Source organism: Arthrobacter sp. Helios (assembly GCF_023167125.1).
In the GTDB taxonomy this organism is placed as follows: Bacteria; Actinomycetota; Actinomycetes; order Actinomycetales; family Micrococcaceae; genus Arthrobacter_B; species Arthrobacter_B luteolus.
Genome location: NZ_CP095402.1, coordinates 1,629,906 through 1,650,362 on the forward strand (window position 1 = coordinate 1,629,906; position 20,457 = coordinate 1,650,362).

The following is a 20,457-nucleotide window of genomic DNA, read 5'->3' on the forward strand; positions in this document are numbered from 1 at the left end:
CGATCTGCTACGTATCTTTACCCAGAACTTCGGTTGTCGCCTGCCGGCGCACGGCAGCCATCCGCTGCACAATCGTCACGCAGCTGGCCAGGCTCAGCAGCACCAGCACCACCAGGAGCACCATCTCTGGTACGCCCAGGCCCACCAGGCCGGTGGCAGTCAGCAGGAAGACCAGCCGTTCAGCACGTTCAGCAAGCCCCACATTGGCATCGAAGCCAAGGGACTCGGCCTTGGCCCGGATGTAGGAAACCAGCATGCCCAGAACCAGGCAGATCAGCGCAGTAATGCCGATGGCGTCGTTATCCCCGCCGGTGAAGAACCAGATGCTGACCCCCGCGAACAGGGCTCCGTCGGCGAAGCGGTCCAGGGTGGAGTCCAGGAAGGCACCCCATTTGCCCTTGCGTTCCTGCTGCCGGGCCATGATTCCGTCGACCACATCGGAAAACACGAAGAGGACCACGAAGATCGTGCCCCAGAACAACTGGCCCAGCGGGTAGAAAACGAGGCCGCCGATCATCACGCCGAGCGTTCCGATGATGGTGACTGCGTCCGGGCTTACCCGGCGGCGGATCAGCCAGGAGGCCAGTGGAGTGAACAGCGCGGTGAAAAAGCCGCGGGCATATTTGTTGAGCACCCTATGCCTCGCCGGTTCCGGAAGCGGACGCGGGGTCAGCGGCCTCCGCTGGCCAGGCCTCGGCAACCTGCCGGCGGACCTCGCCCAGCGTCTGCGTAATGGCCTTGGTCTGGGCAATGATCGGCAGGAAGTTTCCGTCTCCGCTCCACCGCGGAACGATGTGCTGGTGGAGGTGCGCGGCGATTCCGGCACCCCCTGCCGCGCCCTGGTTCATGCCGAGGTTGAAACCGGCAGGTGCCGAAACCTTGCGCAGCACCCGCATCGCTGTCTGGGTCAGCGCCGCGATCTCAGCGGTCTCCTCCACATCGATGTCCGTGTAGTCCGGAACATGCCGGTAGGGGCAGACCAGCAGATGGCCGGCGTTGTACGGAAACAGGTTCAGGATCACGAACGCATGCTTACCGCGGTGCACGATCAGCGCTTCCTCGTCCGAGTGGGACGGAGCCGCGCAGAACGGGCAGTTACCCTCCGAGGAGACCTGTTCCTGCCCGCCCTTGATGTACGCCAGCCGGTGCGGGGTCCAGAGCCGCTGGAAGGCATCCGGCACCCCCGCAAGTTCGAAGTTGTCGGTGACTTCGCCGTCGTGCGGGTACTGCTCCTGGCTTTCCATGCGGCCTGTCCCCCGTGCCTTACTTGTCCCGGTTCCGGACAGCTTCGACAATCCGCTTGACGGCCTCCTCGACCGGCACGCCGTTGTCCTGGCTGCCGTCGCGGAAGCGGAAGGAAACCGCCCCGGCTTCTGCATCCTCGCCGCCGGCGATCAGGACGAACGGCACCTTCTCCTTGGACGCGGTGCGGATCTTCTTCGGGAAGCGGTCGGTGCCGGCGTCAACCTCGGCGCGGATACCGGCTTCCTTGAGCTTGCCGATCACGTCGTACATGTAGTCGTTGAAGGCTTCGGCGACGGGGATGCCGACTACCTGGACGGGCGCCAGCCAGGCGGGGAACGCGCCGGCGTAGTGCTCAGTGAGCACCGCCATAAAGCGCTCCACGGACCCGAACAGGGCACGGTGGATCATGACGGGACGCTGGCGGGTGCCGTCGGCAGCCTGGTACTCGAGTTCGAAGCGCTCTGGCAGGTTGAAGTCCAGCTGGATGGTGGACATCTGCCAGGTGCGGCCGATTGCATCGCGGGCCTGCACGGAGATCTTCGGGCCGTAGAACGCCGCTCCCCCGGGGTCCGGGACCAGGTCCAGGCCGGAGGCCTCGGCAACCTCGGCCAGCGTGCGGGTGGCTTCTTCCCAGGCGTCGTCGGAGCCGACGTACTTCTCCGGGTCCTTGGTGGAGAGTTCAAGGTAGAAGTCGTCCAGGCCGTAGTCCTTGAGCAGGTCCAGCACGAAGTTCAGCGTGGTGGTCAGCTCGTCCTTCATCTGCTCGCGGGTGCAGTAGATGTGGGCGTCGTCCTGGGTCATGCCGCGCACGCGGGTCAGGCCGTGAATCACGCCGGACTTCTCGTAGCGGTAGACCGAGCCGAATTCGAACAGCCGCAGCGGCAGTTCGCGGTAGGACCGTCCGCGGGAGCGGAAGATCAGGTTGTGCATGGGGCAGTTCATCGGCTTCAGGTAGTAGTCCTGGCCCGGCTTGGTGACCTCGCCGGTTTCCGGATCGGTGACCTCATCCACGTGCATGGGAGGGAACATCCCGTCGCGGTACCAGTCCAGGTGGCCGGAAACCTCGTACAGGTGGCCCTTGGTGATGTGCGGGGTGTAGACAAACTCGTAGCCGGCCTCGGTGTGGCGCTGGCGGGAGTAGTCCTCCATGGCCTTGCGGATGATGCCGCCCTTGGGGTGGAACACGGGCAGGCCGGAGCCCAGCTCATCCGGGAAGGAGAACAGGTCCAGCTCGGTGCCGAGCTTGCGGTGGTCGCGGCGCTCGGCTTCGGCCAGGCGCTCCTGGTAGGCCTTGAGGTCATCCTTGGTGGGCCAGGCAGTGCCGTAGATGCGCTGCAGCTGCTGGTTGTTCTGGTTGCCCAGCCAGTAGGCCGCTGCGGAACGGGTCAGCGCGAAGGCGTTGGAGATGAGCTTGGTGTTCGGCAGGTGCGGGCCGCGGCAGAGGTCGCACCACACGGTTTCGCCGGACTTGCGGTCCACGTTGTCGTAAATGGTGATTTCGCCGGCGCCAACCTCAATGTTCGCGCCTTCGCCGGCTTCCTCCGCGCCGTCCTTCTTGCCGAGCAGCTCCAGCTTGTACGGCTCGTTGGCCATGGCTTCGCGGGCTTCTTCTTCGGACACCACGCGGCGGACGAACTTTTGGTTCGAGTTGACGATCTTCTGCATCATCTTCTCGAGCGTCTTGAGGTCTTCAGGGGTGAAGGGCTCCGCGACGTCGAAGTCGAAGTAGAAGCCGTCCTTGATGTACGGGCCGATGCCGAGCTTGGCGTCGGGACGCAGCTGCTGCACGGCCTGGGCCATCACGTGGGCGGTGGAGTGGCGCAGCACGTTCAGGCCGTCTTCGGAATCGATGGTCACGGCTTCGATGCTCTGGCCCGGGGCCAGCGGGGTGTCCAGGTCCTTCAGGACGCCGTCGACCCGCATCACGACTACTTCGCGCCGCTCGAAGAAGAGCTGCGCACCGGTGGTGCCAGTATCCACCGTGGTCTCTTCGCCGTTGACGATGAGGGTGAACTGTTCCGGCACTGACACGTTGTCTCCTAGATTCGTTTGTACTGGCGCCTCCGCACGGGTTTGCCCGTGCACCGCGCCTTTACGATGTTATCCGCTGTGCCGGAGCCCTACCAACCTGCCGCGCTGGTTCGCCTGCACCCTGGCCCGGCTGCGCCCTGTGCCCGCGGCCCGCCAGCGGCAGCGAGGCGGTATCGGTCAGGTCCCAGGCTTCCAGTGCCTGCATGCTGATTCCGCGCGGGCCGGTGCGGCGCGTTACGCCGCGGACCAGCAGCAGTTCCGTGCCGAACAGCAGCGGCCCGGACTTTTCCTGCGCCTCGTGGAAGAACGTGCAGTCCACGCATCCGGTGCCGTCGTCCAGGCTGATGAACACCACCCGCCGTCCGCCGCGCATGGGCGGAGTCTGGGTGGCTACGCGGATCCCGGCAACCAGCACCTCGGTGCCGCCCCGCAGGTTCATCAGGGCTTCGGCTTTGGTGACGCCCAGGCTGGCGAGCAGCGGTCCGTAGCTCTCGATGAGGTGGGCGCTGACGTCGACGGCGAGCAGGTCCAGTTCGGTGCGGACCTTTTCCGGCAGGGTGGGCTCCGGCAGGGTGGGGACGAGGTTTTCCAGTTCGGTGTCCCCCAGCGGCAGGGCCAGCTGGCCCGGAATGGGATCGTATTTCCGTGATCCGGCTTTCCCCGGGACCGCGGCCAGGTGCTGCAGCAGATCGGCCCGGCTGCCGCGGGAACCTGTTTCCCGGGCCAGGGTGTCAAAGGCACCCAGCTGCGCCAGCCGCTGCAGCGAGGGCCGCGACAGCCGGGCCCGGGCGCGCAGATCCGCCAGCGAATCGTAGGGCTGCCCGGCGGCGATCCGGCGGACCTCGGCGGCGGAGAGCCCGTAGATCCCGGCGAAGCTGAGCCGGATGCCCAGACGTTCCGGGAGGACCTTCTGCCCTGGCCCGGCCGGAACCGCAGGCACCCGCTCCACCCGGTACTGCGCGCCGCTGCGGTTGATGTCCAATGGCAGGATCGGGATGCCCATCCTGCGGGCTTCGGCCACCAGCAGCCGCCGCGGGTACATTCCCGGATCGTGTTCGAAGATGCCGGCCAGGAACGCTTCGGGGTGGTGGGTCTTCAGCCAGGCGGACTGATAGGTCGGCACGGCGAACGCCGCTCCGTGGGCCTTGCAGAATCCGAAGCTGCCGAAGGCCTTCAGCGTCTCCCAGACCTTGTCGATCGTCTGCCCGTCGTAGCCTCGCTCTCCGGCTGCCCGGCGGAAGAAGTCCTCCACTCCGGCTTCGGCGTCCGGGTTGCCGAGCAGCCGGCGAAGTTCATCGGCCTTCGCCAATCCGCAACCGGTGAACACGTGGAAAGTCCGCAGCACCTGTTCGTGAAAAACGGTGACTCCGTGGGTTTCAGCCAGCACCGGGCGCAGCGATTCGTGCGGATACACCTCCGGGGACCAGCCGTGCCGGTGTTCCAGGAACGGGCGCACCATGTCCGACTTCATCGGCCCGGGACGGAAGAGGGAAATGTCGATAATCAGGTCATTGAAATCCCGCGGTGCCATTTTGCCGACCAGCTCCCGCTGGCCCGGGGATTCGATCTGGAAGCAGCCGAGGGTGTGGGTGCTGCGGATCAGTTCGTACGTGGGTTCATCATCGAGCGGCACGGTATCCAGTTCGATCCGCCCGTCTTCACCGATCCAGGCCGGCGGATTTCCGGCGGTGTCCAAGGGGTGGTTTCCGGCCCGGGCAACGTCTTCCTTCGAAGGGTGGATCCTGATGACTTCGTTCAGGGCAAAGGCCATGGCCGACTGCATGCGCACCCCCAGCACATCCAGTTTGAGCATGCCCATCGGGTCCATGTCGTGCTTGTCGAACTGGGACATCGGCAGGCCCAGGCCGCTGGGCTGCACCGGGGTGCGGTCCAGCAGGGAGGTGTCCCCCAGGATCACTCCGCAGGGGTGCATGGAAATGTGCCGGGGCAGCCGGTCCAGCCGCTCGGTCAGGTCCACCAGCAGATCCAGCTGCCGGTTCTGCTGCACGGCTTCGGCGACATTCCGAAGTTCGGGTTTCTCTGCGAGCGCCTCACGGAAGTGGCTGGCGGAGAAGCGCCACAGGGCCTTGGCCACGGCGCCGACCTCCTCTTCGGGCAAGCCCAGGGCCATCCCGGCGTCGCGCACCGCTCCGCGGGCCCGGTAACCGTTCTGCATGCTCATCAGCGTGACCCGGCGGGAACCAAAGCGGTCGAAGATCCGCCGGTATACGTTGTGCCGCTCGGCGCTTTCGACGTCGATGTCGATGTCCGGCAGGGTGGAGCGGTCCTGGGAGAGGAAGCGCTCAAAGATCAGCTCGTGCGCCAGCGGGTTTACGTGGCTGATGCCGAGCAGATAGTTGACCAGGGAGGATGCGCCCGATCCGCGGGCTGCGGCGCGCACCCCCATCTCCTTGATCATGGCGGAGACTTCGGCGACCGTCAGGAAGTAGGACGCGAACCCCAGCCGTTCAATAATGCCCAGCTCATGCTCAAGGCGGTTGCGCATGGCTGCCTCTTCGGATCCCCGGAGCTGGCCGAAGCGCCGGCCGATTCCGGCTTCGCAGCGCAGGCGCAGTTCCGCCGCGGGTTCACTGGCGATTCCGATGACCGAGGCTTCCGGGACCACCGGCTGCTTCCAGCCCATGTCCGCGGCCGGGTCGATCCGGCAGGTATCCGCGAGCGCCTGGGTGTTGGCCAGCAGTTTCGCTGCACCGGAGCGGCCGTATCCGGCTTCGCTGCTGATCTCCGCGGCGAGCGCCGCCATCCGGGTTCCGCTCTTGAGCCAGCCCTGCCCGTTGGGCTGCAGGTCCGGCAGCTGGGCCATGGAGGTCAGCGCCCGCGCGGCGTCGAGCACGTCCGCGGTCGCGGCGCCGTCGTCGTCCACGTAGCGGACCGCGTTGGTGAGGACCGCCGGGAGGTTCATCTCATCCGCGAGCCGGTACATACGCACCGCGTGGGCCAGGCTGAGGTTCGCGCCGGGGGCACTCAGATGGGTGACCACCTCGACGGCGAGCGCCGCACGGGGAATAACGGCCTGCCAGCGGCGGAAGAGGGTGCGGGCGACGGCGTAGCTGCGGCTGCGCATGGAACGTCCGACGTCGGAGTAAGGGCCCACCAGCACGGTGAGGACCGGTTCCCCGTCCACTCCCGGTATCCGGGCGGCAAGCTGGTCCAGGGTAATGCCCGCCGGCCGGCCGGCCCTGCCGCGGGACGGAGAGGTACCGGTGTGCGCATCGGAGATCAGCCGGCACAGGGCGTGGTACCCGGCTCCCCCGTTGTGTCCATGGGCCAGGATGACCACCCGTCCGGTGACAGTGGCATCCTTACCTGAGGCGTCTTTGCCTTCACCATCGAGAACGGCCAGGTCCACTCCGACAATGGGATCGATTCCGGCGTCCATGCAGGCGCGCAGGTGCTTGACCGTGCCGTACAGTCCGTCACGGTCGGTGCAGGCCAGTGCGTCCGCGCCGTCCGCTGCGGCAGCCCGGGCCAGTTCCTCCGGCCAGGACGTGCCGTAGTGTGCGCTGAACGCCGTGGCCACGTGCAGGTGGATAAAGCTCATGGCACGGGGACGCTAGGCGCTTTCCCGCAGGGCGTCATGGACGCGGATCAGCCGCCAGGTATCCGAGGCAACCTGCCGGGAGATATCCAGGGTGCGCAGGGCTGAGCGGTGGTTCAGCCGGGCCTGGACCCGCCAGATCTCCGAGTCCACCAGGCCGGGTCCATGCCCGCGCTCTGCCCGGGGTTCCTCCTCCCACCAGCTGCGCCGTTCGTACCAGCGCACCGGATGGGCGGCAACCTTGTAGGTCCTTCCCTGCCAGGAAAGCCGCAGCGGAATACCCGCAGGCGAGCACACCACCTCTATCGATTCACTGAAAAGTCCCACGGCTGCCCCTCGCTGTGCCTGTCAATTACTGTGCCCGTCACGTCCATGCCCGCCCTAATACCCGGATCGGCCGGATCTGCCGCTGCCGCTGCCGCTGCCGCTGCCGGGAGCATAAACGGGAACATGAAAGTATTCGAACATATATTCGAATCTCCAGTGTACGACTGCAGTCTGACAATCGGCACGGCGTCCCCTAGGAACCTGGTGGGAACCTGCCAGATGCACGAGGATGCCTTCCGGGCTGATCAGGGGAAACTGCCCGGACCAGCTACTCCGCAGCCGCTTCCACGCGTGACTGGGAGGAGAGCGGGATCTCCTGGACAAACAGGCACAGCACAGCGCCTGCTGCCGCAATCGGTACGCTCAGCAGGAAAATCGGGGGCATTGCCTGCCCGAATGCCGCTGCGATGGCCTCCTGGACCGGCGGCGGCAGGCTGCGGAGCAGGTCCGGACTCAGGGAGTTGATGCTCCCGCCTGGAACTACCGCAGCTGCCCCTCCCGGCACGGCGGCCAGCTGGTCAGTCAGCCGGTTGATGAAGATCGAGCCAAACGCGGCGATTCCAAAGGACGCCGCAATCTGCCGGAAGTAGTTCGCCGCGGAGATGGCCGTCCCCATGTCCTGTCCGGGAACACTGTTCTGCACAATCAGCACCAGGTTCTGCAGCAGGGCTCCGATGCCCATGCCCAGCACCGCCATACCCACCGCGGTGAACCAGTACGGCGTCGTATCCGAGATCCGGGACAGCAGCAGCAGCCCGGCAACCACCACCGCGAACCCCGCTACGGGATAGACCTTGTACCGGCCCGTGCGGGAAATCAGCTGCCCGGTGCCGATTGAGGTCAGCAGCAGCCCGCCCATCATCGGCAGCATCATCAGCCCCGACTGCGTGGCGCTGGCCCCGTTGACCATCTGCAGGAAGGTGGGCAGGTAGGAAATCGTGGAGAACATGGCGATTCCGACGCCGATGCCCGCCAGCACGGGAACCAGGAAGTTCCGCAGCCGGAAAAGCCGCAGCGGCAGGATCGGTTCGGAAGCGCGGGTTTCCTGCCACACGAACAGTCCTGCGGCGATGACAGCGAGCGCGGAAAGTCCGAGGATCTGCGGACTGGACCACTCGTAGGTGGTTCCTCCCCAGCTGGTGACCAGCACCAGCGCGGCCGATGCGGCCGCCAGCAGCACGGCACCCGGGTAGTCCAGCCTCGGCCGCCGTCCCTGCTGTTTGGGCAGGTGCAGGGAGGAGATGACGACGGCGAGCGCCACTGCGCCGATCGGCACGTTGATGTAGAAGACCCAGCGCCAGGACCAGGAATCGGTGATCCACCCGCCCAGCAGCGGTCCGCCGACCGAGGCGATGCCGAACGCCGCGCCGATCAGCCCCATGTAGCGGCCGCGCTCCCGCGGGGAGACCAGGTCCCCGATGATCGCCTGCGCCCCGATCATCAGCCCGCCGCCGCCGATGCCCTGCAGTGCCCGGAAGGCGATCAGCTGGCCCATGTTCTGCGCCAGCCCGGACAGCACGGAGCCAAGCAGGAACACCGCGATCGCAAAGATGAAGATGTTCTTGCGCCCGTAGAGGTCACCGAGCTTGCCGTAGATCGGCAGGCCGATGGTGGCGGCAAGGATGTAGGCCGTCACCACCCAGGACAGGTGCTCCAGCCCGTTGAGGTCTCCCACGATGGTTGGAAGGGCGGTTGCGACGATCGTCTGGTCCAGGGCAGCGAGCAGGACCGAGAGAAGCAGCCCGGTAAAGGCCAGGGTCCGGCCGCGGTTTGCCCCTGTGTCCCCTGCCGGTTCTCCCGGTCCCTGCGGTCCTTTCGGAGTGCCGGCGGTACGGGCAGTCGCTGTGCTGCCGGAAGTCAGTGCGCTGCCTGAAGCCGCTGCGCCCCCTGAAACGACGCCGCTCCGTGAAACGGCTGCGTTCCCTGAAACAACGCCGCTCCCCGGAGACACACCGGCCTGGACCACGGACCCGCTGGCCTCAACCTGCAGCTCCTCCGGTGTTTTGCGGTGCCGGGGCGTTTTGGCCGGTGCGGTCCGCCAGGAAACAGCGGCGGCTCCGGAACGCAGCTGTCCGGCCGCGGCCGCTGGCTCCGGATGCGGCGACGGCGGGGGCAGGCGGCCGGGAAACCTGACACTTCTCTTGGGGACGGGCGCTGCCCGATGTACCCCGGATACCCGTTTGGCCATCAGTTTCCTGCCTCCTTGTCCAGCTGTACGTGCGCCTCGGTTGAAAGCGGAATCGCCCGGATAAACAGCGCCAGCACAAACGCTGCGCCCAGTGCGGGGATGCCCAGCAGGAAGACCGGGGGCAGCGCGCTCCCAAACGCGCCGGCAATAAACTCCCGCACCGGGACCGGCAGCGCCTTCAGCTGCTCGGGACTGATTGAGTTCAGCCCCTGGCTGGTCACGCTCCGGGCGGACTCCGGAGCATCCGCCAGATGGCTGTTGAGCCGGGAAATAAACACCGACCCGTACACCGCGATGCCGAGGGTCCCGCCGATCTGCCGGAAATAGTTGGCCGAAGAGACTCCGGTGCCCATGTCCCGGGCCGGCACGCTGTTCTGCACGATCAGCACCACGTTCTGCATCAGGGCTCCAATCCCAAGGCCCAGCACGAACATTCCGACGGCGGTGAACCAGTACGGGCTGGTGGCGGAAATGCGGGAGAGCAGCAGCAGGCCAATGATCATTACGGCTGCTCCCAGGATCGGATAGATCTTGTACCGCCCGGTCCGGGAAATCAGCTGCCCGGTGCCGATCGAAGTGGCCAGCAGGCCCGCCGTCATAGGCAGCATCATCAGGCCGGACATCGTGGCGCTGGCTCCGTTAACCATCTGCAGGAAGGTTGGCAGATAGGAAATGCTGCCGAACATCGCCAGGCCCACTGCCAGCCCCACGAGTGTGCAGATCACAAAGTTGCGGATCCTGAACAGCCGCAGCGGCAGGATCGGTTCCGCGGCCCGCAGCTCCACCGGGATGAACGCGGCAATGGCGGCAGCGGCAGCGGCGCCGAGGCCCAGGATGGTCGGTGAGGTCCAGGCGTAGGTGGTGCCGCCCCAGCTGGTAATAGCCACCAGCGCGGCGCTGGCGACTGCCAGCAGCGCAGCTCCCGCATAATCCAGCTTGACCTCCGAAACGCTGCGCTTGGGCAGGTGCAGCGAGGTGATGATCAGGGCCAGGGCGATGGCGCCAAGCGGCAGGTTGATGTAGAAGACCCAGCGCCAGGACCAGTATTCGGTCAGGTAGCCGCCCAGCAACGGTCCGCTGACGGAGGCGACGCCGAACGCTGCGCCGATCAAACCCATGTACCGCCCGCGCTGACGGGCCGGCACGATGTCACCGATGATGGCCTGCGCTCCGATCATCAGGCCGCCGCCGCCGACACCCTGCAGGGCCCGGTAGGTAATAAGTTCCGCCATGCTGTTCGCCTGCCCGGACAACGCGGACCCCAGCAGGAAAACAATGATCGCGAACACGAAAATACTTTTGCGTCCCAGCAGGTCTCCGAGCTTCCCGTAGATCGGCAGCCCGATGGTGGAGGTCAGCAGATAGGCGGTGATCACCCAGGACAGGTGGTCCAGCCCGTGCAGGTCTCCGACGATCGTTGGCAGTGCCGTGGAAACGATCGTCTGGTCCAGGGAGGAAATCAACACTGCCATGATCAGTCCGCTGAAGATCAGGGCCAGCTGCCGCCGCGAATGCGGGGCCTGGGCGCTTCCGGACGGCGCTGCTGAGGCGGGGGGCTCTGGCGGAGCCGCATGTTCGGGGGCAGCGGGCGGCCCCTTGGCTTCCGGCCGCACTTCAGTTGCGGTTGCGGTGCCTGCCTGGGGGTAGGGAGCGTTCGGGTCGCGGTCGCAGGGCGCGGGAGAGCCAAGATCCGTGGCAGTTTTGGTCGCTGGATGGGCCTGGTCCGTGTTGTGGGCGAAAAACCGTGTCATGGACGCCTCCTGGGAGCCGAGCCGCTGTCTGGAACAGGACGCACCTTCCATCAGAAGCCTGCAGCCCGCCAGAGTCAACGGCGCACCCAATCCAGCCTGATGGATGCGCCGTGCCGGTCAGATTAAGCGAATTCCATTCCGTCCGCCGGGCGGGGGCGTGCCAGCCAGTACCGCGAACCGTCGGGGCTGCGGCGGACGATTCCCTCATCCACCATCGCCCGGCGCACCATCGCCGGGTCCTCTGAGTATTCGGCCAGACGGGAGGTAACTTCCGCCTCGGTCAGCCGTGCGGGCGAACCGGCAGGGTCAGCCCGGGGCAGATCAGCACAGGGCAGATCAGCACCAGCAGGGCCGACCTCGGAAGATGTGGCCGGAGCGTCCACGGAAGGGGCAGCTTCGTCAGCACCCGCCCCCAGTGAGCCGTGGCGCGAGAATACTTCCCCGGCCAGATGATGCAGCAGCTCCAACCGGTCCGCCCGCCGGCCCGGAAGACTGCCCGCACGGCCGGGAGTGAGCAGGCGCAGCGGCGAGGAAACTGCAGGTTGCCGACCCGTGGCCAGCAGATTCCGGTAAATGCCGGAATCCGCCCGGAGGGACCCGTCTTCGGCGGCGGATACCAGTCCGGCCTTTTCCAGCGCGGCCAGGGATTTGGCCTCCGCACGGTCCAGATCGGCACCCTGCAGGGGAACACCGGTGTTCGCCGCGGTGATGATCCGGGCGTACAGCTCCAGCCTCCGGTCATCTGCGAGCGCCGCTGCCACGGCCTTCCACCGGTTGGAGGCACCGCCGTCGCCCATTCCAGTGCCTGTACCCGTTCCCGTACCTGTATCCATTCCCTGTCCCGTACCCGGGACCTTCCCTGCCGCCACCGTTGCCACCTCCAGTCCTCACCCGTCCGTCCACGCTCAGCCGTGGCCGCGGGTTGGTGCCCGCCGCGGTTTCCAGGCCGGTATCACCCGCCGCCAACGGCTGTCCGTCGTCGGACCCGTGACGTAGCCTACTGGCACTGGCTCAAAAACCCTGGCACCACCTCAAAAACCGAGCGGAGCGGGCTTATGGAATCGTGCTATCCGGTGCGTTCCTTCGCCGCGGCCGCTGTGGCAGCGGCAGGAAGCGCGGTAGCTGAACTGGCGGAATCGATGACCGGCACCCCGGTATCCGTCTCAGCTGATCCAGCTCTCTCCCGGGCGTGGTTCGCTGGCTCGTTCCAGCCGGCCGGCTGGGACCTGCCCTCACCCTGGGATGCCCTGTCCCGCGACTATCCCTGCGCCGACGGCTGGATCCGGCTGCATACGAACGCCCCGCATCACCGGGCGGCGGCGCTCGCAGTGCTGGGACTGCCGGATGGGGCCGATGCCGGTGACGCCGAACCCGCGGTCCGGCCGTGGAAGGGCGAGGAACTGGAAGACGCCGTTGTGGAGGCCGGAGGCTGTGCCGCCAGGATGCTCACCGCAGAGCAGTGGCTGGGCCATCCGCAGGGCCAGGCGGTGGCGGGTGAACCCCTGGTCGGCTGGTCGCGGCGGCGGCCGGCGGCACCGGTGAGCTCCGCGGGTACCATAGAGCGGCCGCTCCGGGGCGTCCGGGTCCTGGACCTGACGCGGGTGATTGCCGGACCGGTCGCCACCCGGTTCCTGGCCGGTTTCGGTGCCGACGTGCTGCGGATCGACCCGCCGGGCTGGAATGAACCGGCCCTGGAACCTGAAATGACCGTGGGCAAACACTGTGCCCGGCTGGACCTCCGCAGCCCCCAGGGAGCCGCGAAGATCCGTGAACTGCTTGCCGGGGCAGACATCGTGGTGCACGGCTACCGCCCCGGTGCGCTCGCCGGACTGGGCCTGGACGAGCACCGGATCCAGCAGCTGCATCCCGGGATTGTCACCGTAGCGGTTAATGCCTATGGCTGGACGGGACCGTGGCGGAGCCGGCGGGGGTTCGATTCGCTGGTGCAGATGAGTTCCGGAATTGCCGACGCCGGGATGGCCTGGGCTGCGGCGGATGCGCCCCGGCCGCTTCCGGTCCAGGCCCTGGACCACGCCACCGGATACCTCGCCGCAGCCGCTGCTGTGCGGTCCTGGACGAGGCGGCTGAACGGTGAGGTGCACGCGGCTCGGCTTTCCCTGGCCCGGACGGCTGTGGAGCTGCAGCGGGCAGCCGATGGGCGTCCGCCCGTTCCTCCACCTTGGAAGACCAGCCGACCCGCGGACGGCGCAGCAGATTCACCCCCGGCGATGAATTTGCCCCTGGCTGCCGAACAGACCCATTGGGGTCCCGGCCAGCGGCTCTACCCGCCGCTGGCGTTCGAACCGGAGGGCGGCAGCCCGCAAATGGGCTGGGATGTTCCGGCAGCGCCGCTGGGTTCAGCCCTTCCGGAATGGCAGTAGCACTTCCGGAATGGCAGTAGACAGGCCGCTGGGGAGGCAGGGTGCTCCCCAGCCTCCCCAGACAGGCTTTCCTGCTAGCTGCGGCTGAACGCGTCCAGGCGCGCCTGGGCCTCGTCTTCGCGGCGGGTCCGCAGCTCGTATTCGATGAAGGCGTCGATCATCGCCCGGTAGGTCCGCTCCACCACTGTGGAGTCCTGGTCCTGCGCTTCGGCGGCCTGGCGGACGTGGGTGATAACTTCGTCGACCCGGTCCCTGGCCAGGACCTGGGCGTCGTCGTCCTTGAGTCCTCCGGCGAGCCGGACCAGCCTTTCCCGGCGCCAGATCAGCGCCACAATCTCTTCGTCAATCTCGTCTATCGCAGTGCGCACGGCCTCGAGCTGTTCGGTCATGGGGTCTGTTTCTGCTGTTTCGGCCATGTGTTCCAGCTTATCGGGAGTCGGCGGTGGTCTTGTCCGGCGTATCGGGTTTGGAGAGCCTGGCCAGTTTGGAGGGCCACCAGATCCGCTGGCCGATGTCGTAGGACAGCGCGGGAACCAGCAGCGAGCGCACCACCAGCGTGTCCAGCAGCACCCCGAAGGAAACGATGAACGCGATCTGTGCCAGGAACAGCACAGGGATCACACCCAGGGCCGCGAAAGTCGCGGCCAGCACGATGCCGGCCGAGGTAATCACGCCGCCGGTGATCATCAAGCCGCGGATCACTCCGTTGCGGGTGCCGTGAATCAGGCTTTCCTCGCGGACGCGGGTCATCAGGAAGATGTTGTAGTCCACGCCCAGGGCCACCAGGAAGATGAACCCGTAGAGCGGCACGGCCGGATCCGCGCCGGGGAAATCCAGCACGTAGTTGAAGACCAGGGCCGAGATTCCCAGCGTTGCCCCGAAGGAGAGCATCACCGTCAGGATCAGCAGCACCGGGGCCAGGATCGAACGCAGCAGCAACATCAGCAAGAACAGGATGACCACCAGCACCACTGGAATGATCAGGTTCCGGTCGTGGGTGGCGGCCACGTTGGTGTCGACGCTGGTGGCCGTGGTGCCGCCCACCAGGACGCCGTCGTAACCGGCCAGGTCCGAGCGCAGATCACGGACGGTATCCTGCGCCGCGTCGGAATCCGGGTCCTGGGTCAGGGTCGCTTCAAGCAGCACCTGGCCGTCCACGGTCTTGGGCGCCGGTGCCCCGGAACCGGGAATCGGCGGTACCTGCACGCCGTCGGCTGTCACCTGGAGCTGGCCGGCCGGTGTTCCCGTGGCCGCCACGGCTACCGAGGCGATGTGTTCGTTCGCCAGTACGGTGTTGGCCACCGCCTGCAGTTCGTCCTGCGGCGCGATGATCAGCACCGGCGCACCGGAACCGGAGGGGAAGTGCTCGCCGAGGACTTCCTGCCCCTCGGCCGACTGGGTCTCCCCCAGCACAAAGTCACTTTGCGGAATCCCGCTGGCCCGGAACTGCACGATGCCGACGGCGGCTGCCGCCAGAACCACGGCACAGATCAGCCAGGTTCGGCGCGGATGGGACCTGATGGTCCGGGCAGTCCGCGCCCAGATCCCGTTGGACTCGTGGTCCAGCTCCGCATGGACTGAACCGAACAGTGGCCGGCGCGGCCAGAAAGCGGCCCGGCCGACGGCGAACAGCAGCGCAGGCAGCAGCGTCATGGCGGCGAGGAAGGAAAAGCCAATGCCGATTGCTGCCACCGGGGCGAGCGCCTTGTTGGAGTTGAGGTCGCTCAGGAGCAGGCACAGCAGGCCAGCGACGACCGTGGCCGCGGACGCCAGGACGGGCTCGAAGGTTCCCCTCAGCGCAGCCCAGGTTGCTGCCCAGCGGTCCCGGTGGTCGCGCAGGCTTTCCCTGTACCGCGCGACGTAGAGCAGCGAATAGTCGGTGGCAGCACCGATGCCGAGGATAAAGAGGATGCCCTGGACCTGACCGTTGATGCTCACCAGATCTGCCTTGGCCAGCCAGTACACCACCAGGATCGCGGCGGAGAGGGCGAAAATCGAGGTCAGCAGCACCAGGATGGGCAGCAGCGGGGAGCGGTAGACGATGATCAGGATGATCAGGACCGCGCCCACAGCCACGAAGAGCAGCGTTCCGTCGATTCCGCTGAACGCATCGGAGATGTCGGCCAGCTGCCCGGCGGGACCGGTGACGTACCCGGAGAGGTCCTGGGGCTGGCCGTCCGCGATGACACTGCGCAGGTTCTCCACCGTGGCCGTCGACTCGGAATCATCCGCCACAGGAACAAAAAACTCGGCAGCCTTGCCGTCCTCCGAATACTGGACGGGAGAGATCTCGCCGTCCACGCCGTCGGCCCCCTCCAGTGCCTGGGCCCGGCCTTCGATGAAGGTGCGGTCCGCGTCGGTCAGCCCGCTGTCGTTGACGAACACAACGACGGCGGGAACCGCGTTGCTGTCACTGAACTGTTCCTGCAGGTCAGCAACCTGTGTGGAGGCAGAACTGGCCGGCAGATAGGAGGCCTGGTCATTCTCGGTGACTTCGCTGATCTTCCCGAAGTAGGGACCGCCGATTCCCCCAACCACGAACCAGACGATGATCAGCACCACCGGAATGAGGATCCGCAGCCAGACCGGCGGCCCGTTCCTGCCCGTGCTGTTGGGGCCTGTGCCGCTGCCGTCGTTGCTGTTACTGCCATTGCTGCCGGCACCATCGCTGCCGGAAGGCTGGCCGCCCTGCGGGCCGGTGGCTGGGGGGATCGCTGTGCTCATAGGTCTCGTCGCATTCTGGCGAGAGGCGTGGCGCCCCGAAACCGGGCCAACTCTCCGCCGGTGGACATGCACTGCTGGACTTCCCATGACAGCCTCTGCCGGCCCTCCGCGTCAACACTCCCGGCGTACGGGTGGATGTGCGGCACGAAAGCTATGCCCGGAAGGTTCTGGGATTGGCGGCAGTTCAGTGGCAGGATCGGAGCATGTTGCCCCAGTTGAGCGTCGTCACCCTTGGTGTGCGTGATGTCGAAGTTACCTATGCGTTCTATGTCCGGCTGGGCTGGGACCCACTGCAGTACGTGGCCGGAGAAGTGGTGTTCTTCCAGGTGGGCCATGGGGTGCTGCTGTCATTTTTCCGCAGCGACCATCTCGCAGCGGAGTCCGGAGCCACCGGCGCCGCCAGCCTGGCCCCGGTCACCCTGGCCCATAACGTGGACTCGCCGAACGACGTCGATGTCATCCTGCATGAAGCTGCCGCGGCCGGCGGATCCATTGCCGCCCCCGGAACGCAGATGAGCTGGGGAGGGTATTCGGGGTATTTCACCGATCCGGATGGCTTCCGCTGGGAGGTATGCCACAACCCCGGCCTGTCAGTGGGCGCGGATGGGAAGGTCACTCTCACCGTCCTGGAACCGATGGGCGGGGAGAGCCCTGGGATGGGCGCTGCGCTCACCGCCCCGGAATCCGCCGAGGCGCAGATCAGGCTCTCGTCGAACGGACTGTAGCCGGAACCGGGCAGTACCTGATCCGGACAGTACCTGATCCGGACAGTACCTGATCCGTGTTGGACCTGTACTGAACTGAGCTGGACCTGTACTGAACTGAGCTGGACCTGTACTGAACTGAGCTGGACCTGTACTGAGCTGGACCTGTACTGAACTGAGCTAGAACAGGACGTTACCGGGCACAGGTTCCGGGTCCCCGCCTGGTATGCCGGCGGGCGTGACGTCCAGCCCCGGGGACTGCAGCAGCCAGGGACCGTCATTGCGGACGCTGCCCACCGCAGGGTCCGCCGGGCTGATCTGCCAGTTCGATGCCGTGGGGTAAGCCTGGTCCAGGATCCGCGCCAGTAAATCCAGAGCTGCCGTGTTGCTGAGGGTTCCCGGTGCGGTCCAGGCCGCGAGCGCTGCGGGAGACAGCGGCAGCGGCAGCCGGTTATGCAGGGAGCCGAGGCTGGCCAGCACCGGGTCGGGATTCTGCGGATCGGGGGAAGCCAGGGTGATGACGGTGGTGGAGAGCAGCCATCGGCCGGGGTCTGATGCCGGCACCGCAGGGTCCGCCCACCATTCGTACAATCCTGCGAACCAGCTCAGCTTTCCGTCCGGCCGATGCACAAAATACGGCTGTTTGCTGTTCCCCGGGCCGGTTTTCCACTCGTAGTACCCTTCCATCGGAACCGCGCACCGGCGTGAGAGGGCAGCGTCCCGGAAGGTCGGCTTTTCCAGCAGGGTTTCGCTGCGCGCGTTGAACGCCCGCACGCCCACGGAAATGTCCTTCGCCCAGCCGGGCGCCAGGCCCCACCTGGCAACGTGGACCTGCCGGACGGCCTGAGCCTGCGTTTCCTGGGCCTGCGCCGCCCGGATCGGCGCGGCCTGGAGCCGCGAAGTTCCCATCCGCGCAGTCTGGATCCGCTCTGCCTGAACCTGCCCTGCACCGTTCTTCGGTGCAGTGTCTGCCGGCACACCATCCTGATGCCCGGCATTGATCAGCCGTTCCAGGACCACAGGCACGTCAGACGTCGGCGCCACGTTCCAGGACTGGCGAAGCTCCAGGTTCGCATCCGCCTCGGCCTCGGCCTCCGCCACCAGGTCTCCGATGGCCTTAGCCATGACGTATCGTCCGCACATGCCCCCAGTCTGCCTGCTGCGGAGGGGAGGACGGAATCCGGGGTGCGCCGCTGCCTGGCTTCCCCCGGGTCCGGCCTGTCCTGCTGTCTGGCTGTCTGGTGTTTAGTGTTTAGTGTTTAGCTCTCTTGGCTTCTTGGCTTCTTGGCTTCCGGGATTCCTGGATTCCTGGATTCCTGGATTCCTGGATTTCAGGACTTTCCGGAGTTCCCGTGCCCGTGCCCGCTGTTCCCGCTCCCGTTGTTCCCGTTCCCTGGCTTGGCCTCCCGGCGGAATACCTGAACCACGGAGGGCCGGGGCGCCCGGACCTCGCCGGGGGCCGGCTGGCCGCCGTCGGGCACGTAGTCGGGAAAGTAGGAGGTGTGCGCACCGTAGCTGCCGTCCTCGCCCGGGTGCTGGACAGCGACGAACACCATGGATTCCTCGTCGTGGATCACCGGTCCGCACGTTTCACCGTCCCGGGGAACGGAGAGGAACTGCTCCACCTTGCCGCGGTCCCGCCCGTCCAGGGCGAGCTTGAACAGCCCGTCGTTGTAGCCGATGCCCGACGGCGCGCCGTCTGTGGAGATCCAGAGGTTGCCGGCCGAGTCGAAGGCGAGGTTGTCGGGGCAGGAAATGGGGCTCACCAACTCCCGCGGGTAGCCGCTGAAGTAGGTCGTGTCTCCCTGCGCGGGATCACCGCACAGCATCAGCAGGTTCCAGCTGAAATCCACAGCCGTGGCATCGGAACGGTCCTCCGTGATTTCCACGATGTGGCCGTCGCGGTTTTCCCGCCGCGGGTTGGCCTCATCGACCGGTGCGTTGCTGCCTGTTCCGCGGTTGGAGTTATTGGTGCAGGCAACGTAGACGCGTCCGCTGGATGGGCTCGGCTCCACGTCCTCGCAGCGGTCCATCTTGGTGGCACCGGCCTTGTCGGCTGCGAGCCGCGTATAGACCAGCACCTCTTCCACACTCATGCCGGCGACAGCCGACTTCCCGCGCACCACCAGGGGAAGCCAGGTGCCTCGTCCGTCAAAACCGCCGTCGGCCGGAACGCTCCCGGAGCCGTCGATCTCACCAGCCGGCGAGCTGCCGGTAAAGCGGGCCGCGTACAGGTCCCCCTCGGTCAGCAGGGTCATGTTGTGCCGCTTATCGTTCTTCCGGTACTTGTGCTTCGAGACAAACTTGTACAGGTAGTCGAACCGCTCGTCGTCGCCGGAATACGCCACCGCTTTGCCGTTCCGGGCAATGATGACGTTGGCGCCCTCGTGTTTGAACCGGCCCAGGCTGGTGTGCTTGCGCGGCGTTGATTCCGGGTCCTCGGGATCCAGTTCGACGACGTAGCCGAATCGGTTTGGCTCGTTCCGGGTCTGCGCTGAGCGGGCGTCAAACCGCGGGTCTTCCTGCTCCCACCCCATGGCCGTGGGATCGCTGCCGAGTCCGTAGCGGCGGTCTTCTGCACTGGTCCCGCCGGTCCGGAAGAAGCCATTGAAGTTCTCCTCGCCGGAGAGCACCGTCCCCCAGGGCGTGCTCCCGCCGGCGCAGTTGCCCAGCGTTCCCAGCACATACCGGCCCTGCGGATCCGCAGCGGTTTTCAGCAGTTCGGAGCCGGCGGCAGGCCCGGTGAGCTCAAAGACGGTGTCCAGGGTGATGCGCCGGTTCAGCCGGGCGCCGCGGACAAAGGACCAGGGCGTGCCGCGTGAACTGCGTTCCAGTTCCACCACGGAGAGGCCGACGGCGTTGCGGAAGATCCCGCGCCGCTGCGCTTCTTCGGCCGCTGTTGCCGGCGGCTCCGGGAACATGATCTGCGGGTTGACGTATTCGTGGTTGCAGACCAGCAGCCCTTTCTTGCCGTTGGGCTGGCGGAGGATCTCCAGGTAGTCGTTGTTGTACCCGAATTGGCGGGCCTGGGCAGCGGCACTCTGCGCAGAGAAGTCGAAGTCCGGAGAGTCGGCAAACAGCGGGTCACCCCACCGCAGCAGGGGCTTCCAGTCGTAGCCTTCGGGGACATCCAGCCGGTCAACTGAGGCGTCCACGGGGGATATCGGGGCGAACGCCAGCCGTCCCGGCTTAGGCCCGCGGCGTCCGGAATCAGCTGCCGCTGCGGGCGGCCGGCCGCCCAGCGTCAGCACCGCCGCGCCCAGAACTCCGGCCGCACCGGCGCCCAGTGCCGAACGCCGGGAAAGTTCAGCCGAAACAATGTCCCGGAAATAGCTGTTGGAGGAGGTGTTGCACACCGCCTTGCTGCAGGCGTTGTCACATTTCAGGGCGCAGGTCACCGCGCTCCGCTTTCCGCGGGTATGCCCAAGCATGGGCAGCAGCCGCTTCCGGGGAACGGCCGGGCTTGCCTCGGCGGGGCGGAGTTCATCCATCGGCTCAGTCATATCTGGTCTTCCTCCCGTGGGGTGCTGACCCCGCCCACGCTGGC

General features: G+C 66.6%; 14 protein-coding genes. 2 read left to right on the forward strand and 12 right to left on the reverse strand.

All coding sequences use genetic code 11. The features are described from left to right. Positions 1 to 7 precede the first annotated feature (7 nt). The 8 genes from pgsA to ArtHe_RS07300 form a co-directional block, all read right to left on the reverse strand. Positions 8 to 634: a phosphatidylinositol phosphate synthase gene (gene pgsA / locus ArtHe_RS07265; RefSeq protein ID WP_248319402.1), complete on the reverse strand. Its 627-nt coding sequence runs from the start codon at positions 632 to 634 to the stop codon at positions 8 to 10. A 1-nt stretch (position 635) separates the two neighbouring features. After that, positions 636 to 1,244, reverse strand: a complete 609-nt coding sequence (locus ArtHe_RS07270; RefSeq protein WP_248319403.1) for an HIT domain-containing protein — start codon at positions 1,242 to 1,244, stop codon at positions 636 to 638. 19 nt (positions 1,245 to 1,263) lie between these two features. After that, positions 1,264 to 3,276, reverse strand: a complete 2,013-nt coding sequence (gene thrS, locus ArtHe_RS07275) for a threonine--tRNA ligase (RefSeq protein ID WP_066297408.1) — start codon at positions 3,274 to 3,276, stop codon at positions 1,264 to 1,266. A 61-nt stretch (positions 3,277 to 3,337) separates the two neighbouring features. Further along, positions 3,338 to 6,838, reverse strand: coding sequence for a DNA polymerase III subunit alpha (dnaE, locus tag ArtHe_RS07280; RefSeq protein ID WP_248319404.1), 3,501 nt, complete (start codon positions 6,836 to 6,838; stop codon positions 3,338 to 3,340). 12 nt (positions 6,839 to 6,850) lie between these two features. Beyond that, on the reverse strand, positions 6,851 to 7,162 hold the full coding sequence (locus ArtHe_RS07285; protein ID WP_066297404.1) for a DUF6504 family protein: 312 nt from the start codon (positions 7,160 to 7,162) through the stop codon (positions 6,851 to 6,853). 268 nt (positions 7,163 to 7,430) lie between these two features. Then, complete coding sequence (locus ArtHe_RS07290) at positions 7,431 to 9,350, reverse strand: MDR family MFS transporter (RefSeq protein WP_248319405.1); 1,920 nt, start codon at positions 9,348 to 9,350, stop codon at positions 7,431 to 7,433. Further along, entirely contained in the window at positions 9,350 to 11,101 is a 1,752-nt protein-coding gene (locus tag ArtHe_RS07295; RefSeq protein ID WP_248319406.1) for an MDR family MFS transporter, read from the reverse strand. Before ArtHe_RS07295 ends, ArtHe_RS07290 begins: the two co-directional genes overlap by 1 nt. Before the next feature lie 122 nt (positions 11,102 to 11,223). Further along, positions 11,224 to 11,934 carry a DUF2087 domain-containing protein gene (locus ArtHe_RS07300; RefSeq protein ID WP_248319407.1) on the reverse strand — a complete coding sequence of 237 codons (711 nt, stop codon included), beginning with the start codon at positions 11,932 to 11,934 and terminating at the stop codon, positions 11,224 to 11,226. 222 nt (positions 11,935 to 12,156) lie between these two features. Between ArtHe_RS07300 and ArtHe_RS07305 the strand changes: the two genes are divergently transcribed. Beyond that, positions 12,157 to 13,482, forward strand: a complete 1,326-nt coding sequence (locus ArtHe_RS07305; RefSeq protein ID WP_248319408.1) for a CoA transferase — start codon at positions 12,157 to 12,159, stop codon at positions 13,480 to 13,482. A 74-nt stretch (positions 13,483 to 13,556) separates the two neighbouring features. On the opposite strand, the gene ArtHe_RS07310 is transcribed toward ArtHe_RS07305, so the two are convergent. Both ArtHe_RS07310 and ArtHe_RS07315 read right to left on the reverse strand, forming a co-directional pair. Beyond that, on the reverse strand, positions 13,557 to 13,898 hold the full coding sequence (locus ArtHe_RS07310; RefSeq protein WP_248319409.1) for a chorismate mutase: 342 nt from the start codon (positions 13,896 to 13,898) through the stop codon (positions 13,557 to 13,559). A 10-nt stretch (positions 13,899 to 13,908) separates the two neighbouring features. Beyond that, positions 13,909 to 16,206, reverse strand: coding sequence for an MMPL family transporter (locus tag ArtHe_RS07315; protein WP_248319410.1), 2,298 nt, complete (start codon positions 16,204 to 16,206; stop codon positions 13,909 to 13,911). 203 nt (positions 16,207 to 16,409) lie between these two features. On the opposite strand from ArtHe_RS07315, the gene ArtHe_RS07320 reads away from it, so the two are divergent. Continuing rightward, positions 16,410 to 16,931, forward strand: a complete 522-nt coding sequence (locus tag ArtHe_RS07320) for a VOC family protein (protein WP_248319411.1) — start codon at positions 16,410 to 16,412, stop codon at positions 16,929 to 16,931. 159 nt (positions 16,932 to 17,090) lie between these two features. Here the strand turns inward: ArtHe_RS07320 and ArtHe_RS07325 are convergent, their stop codons facing one another. Next, positions 17,091 to 18,053 carry an SOS response-associated peptidase gene (locus ArtHe_RS07325; protein WP_282568719.1) on the reverse strand — a complete coding sequence of 321 codons (963 nt, stop codon included), beginning with the start codon at positions 18,051 to 18,053 and terminating at the stop codon, positions 17,091 to 17,093. Positions 18,054 to 18,241: 188 nt separating this feature from the next. After that, positions 18,242 to 20,401, reverse strand: coding sequence for a PhoX family phosphatase (locus ArtHe_RS07330; RefSeq protein WP_248319713.1), 2,160 nt, complete (start codon positions 20,399 to 20,401; stop codon positions 18,242 to 18,244). Positions 20,402 to 20,457: the final 56 nt, after the last annotated feature.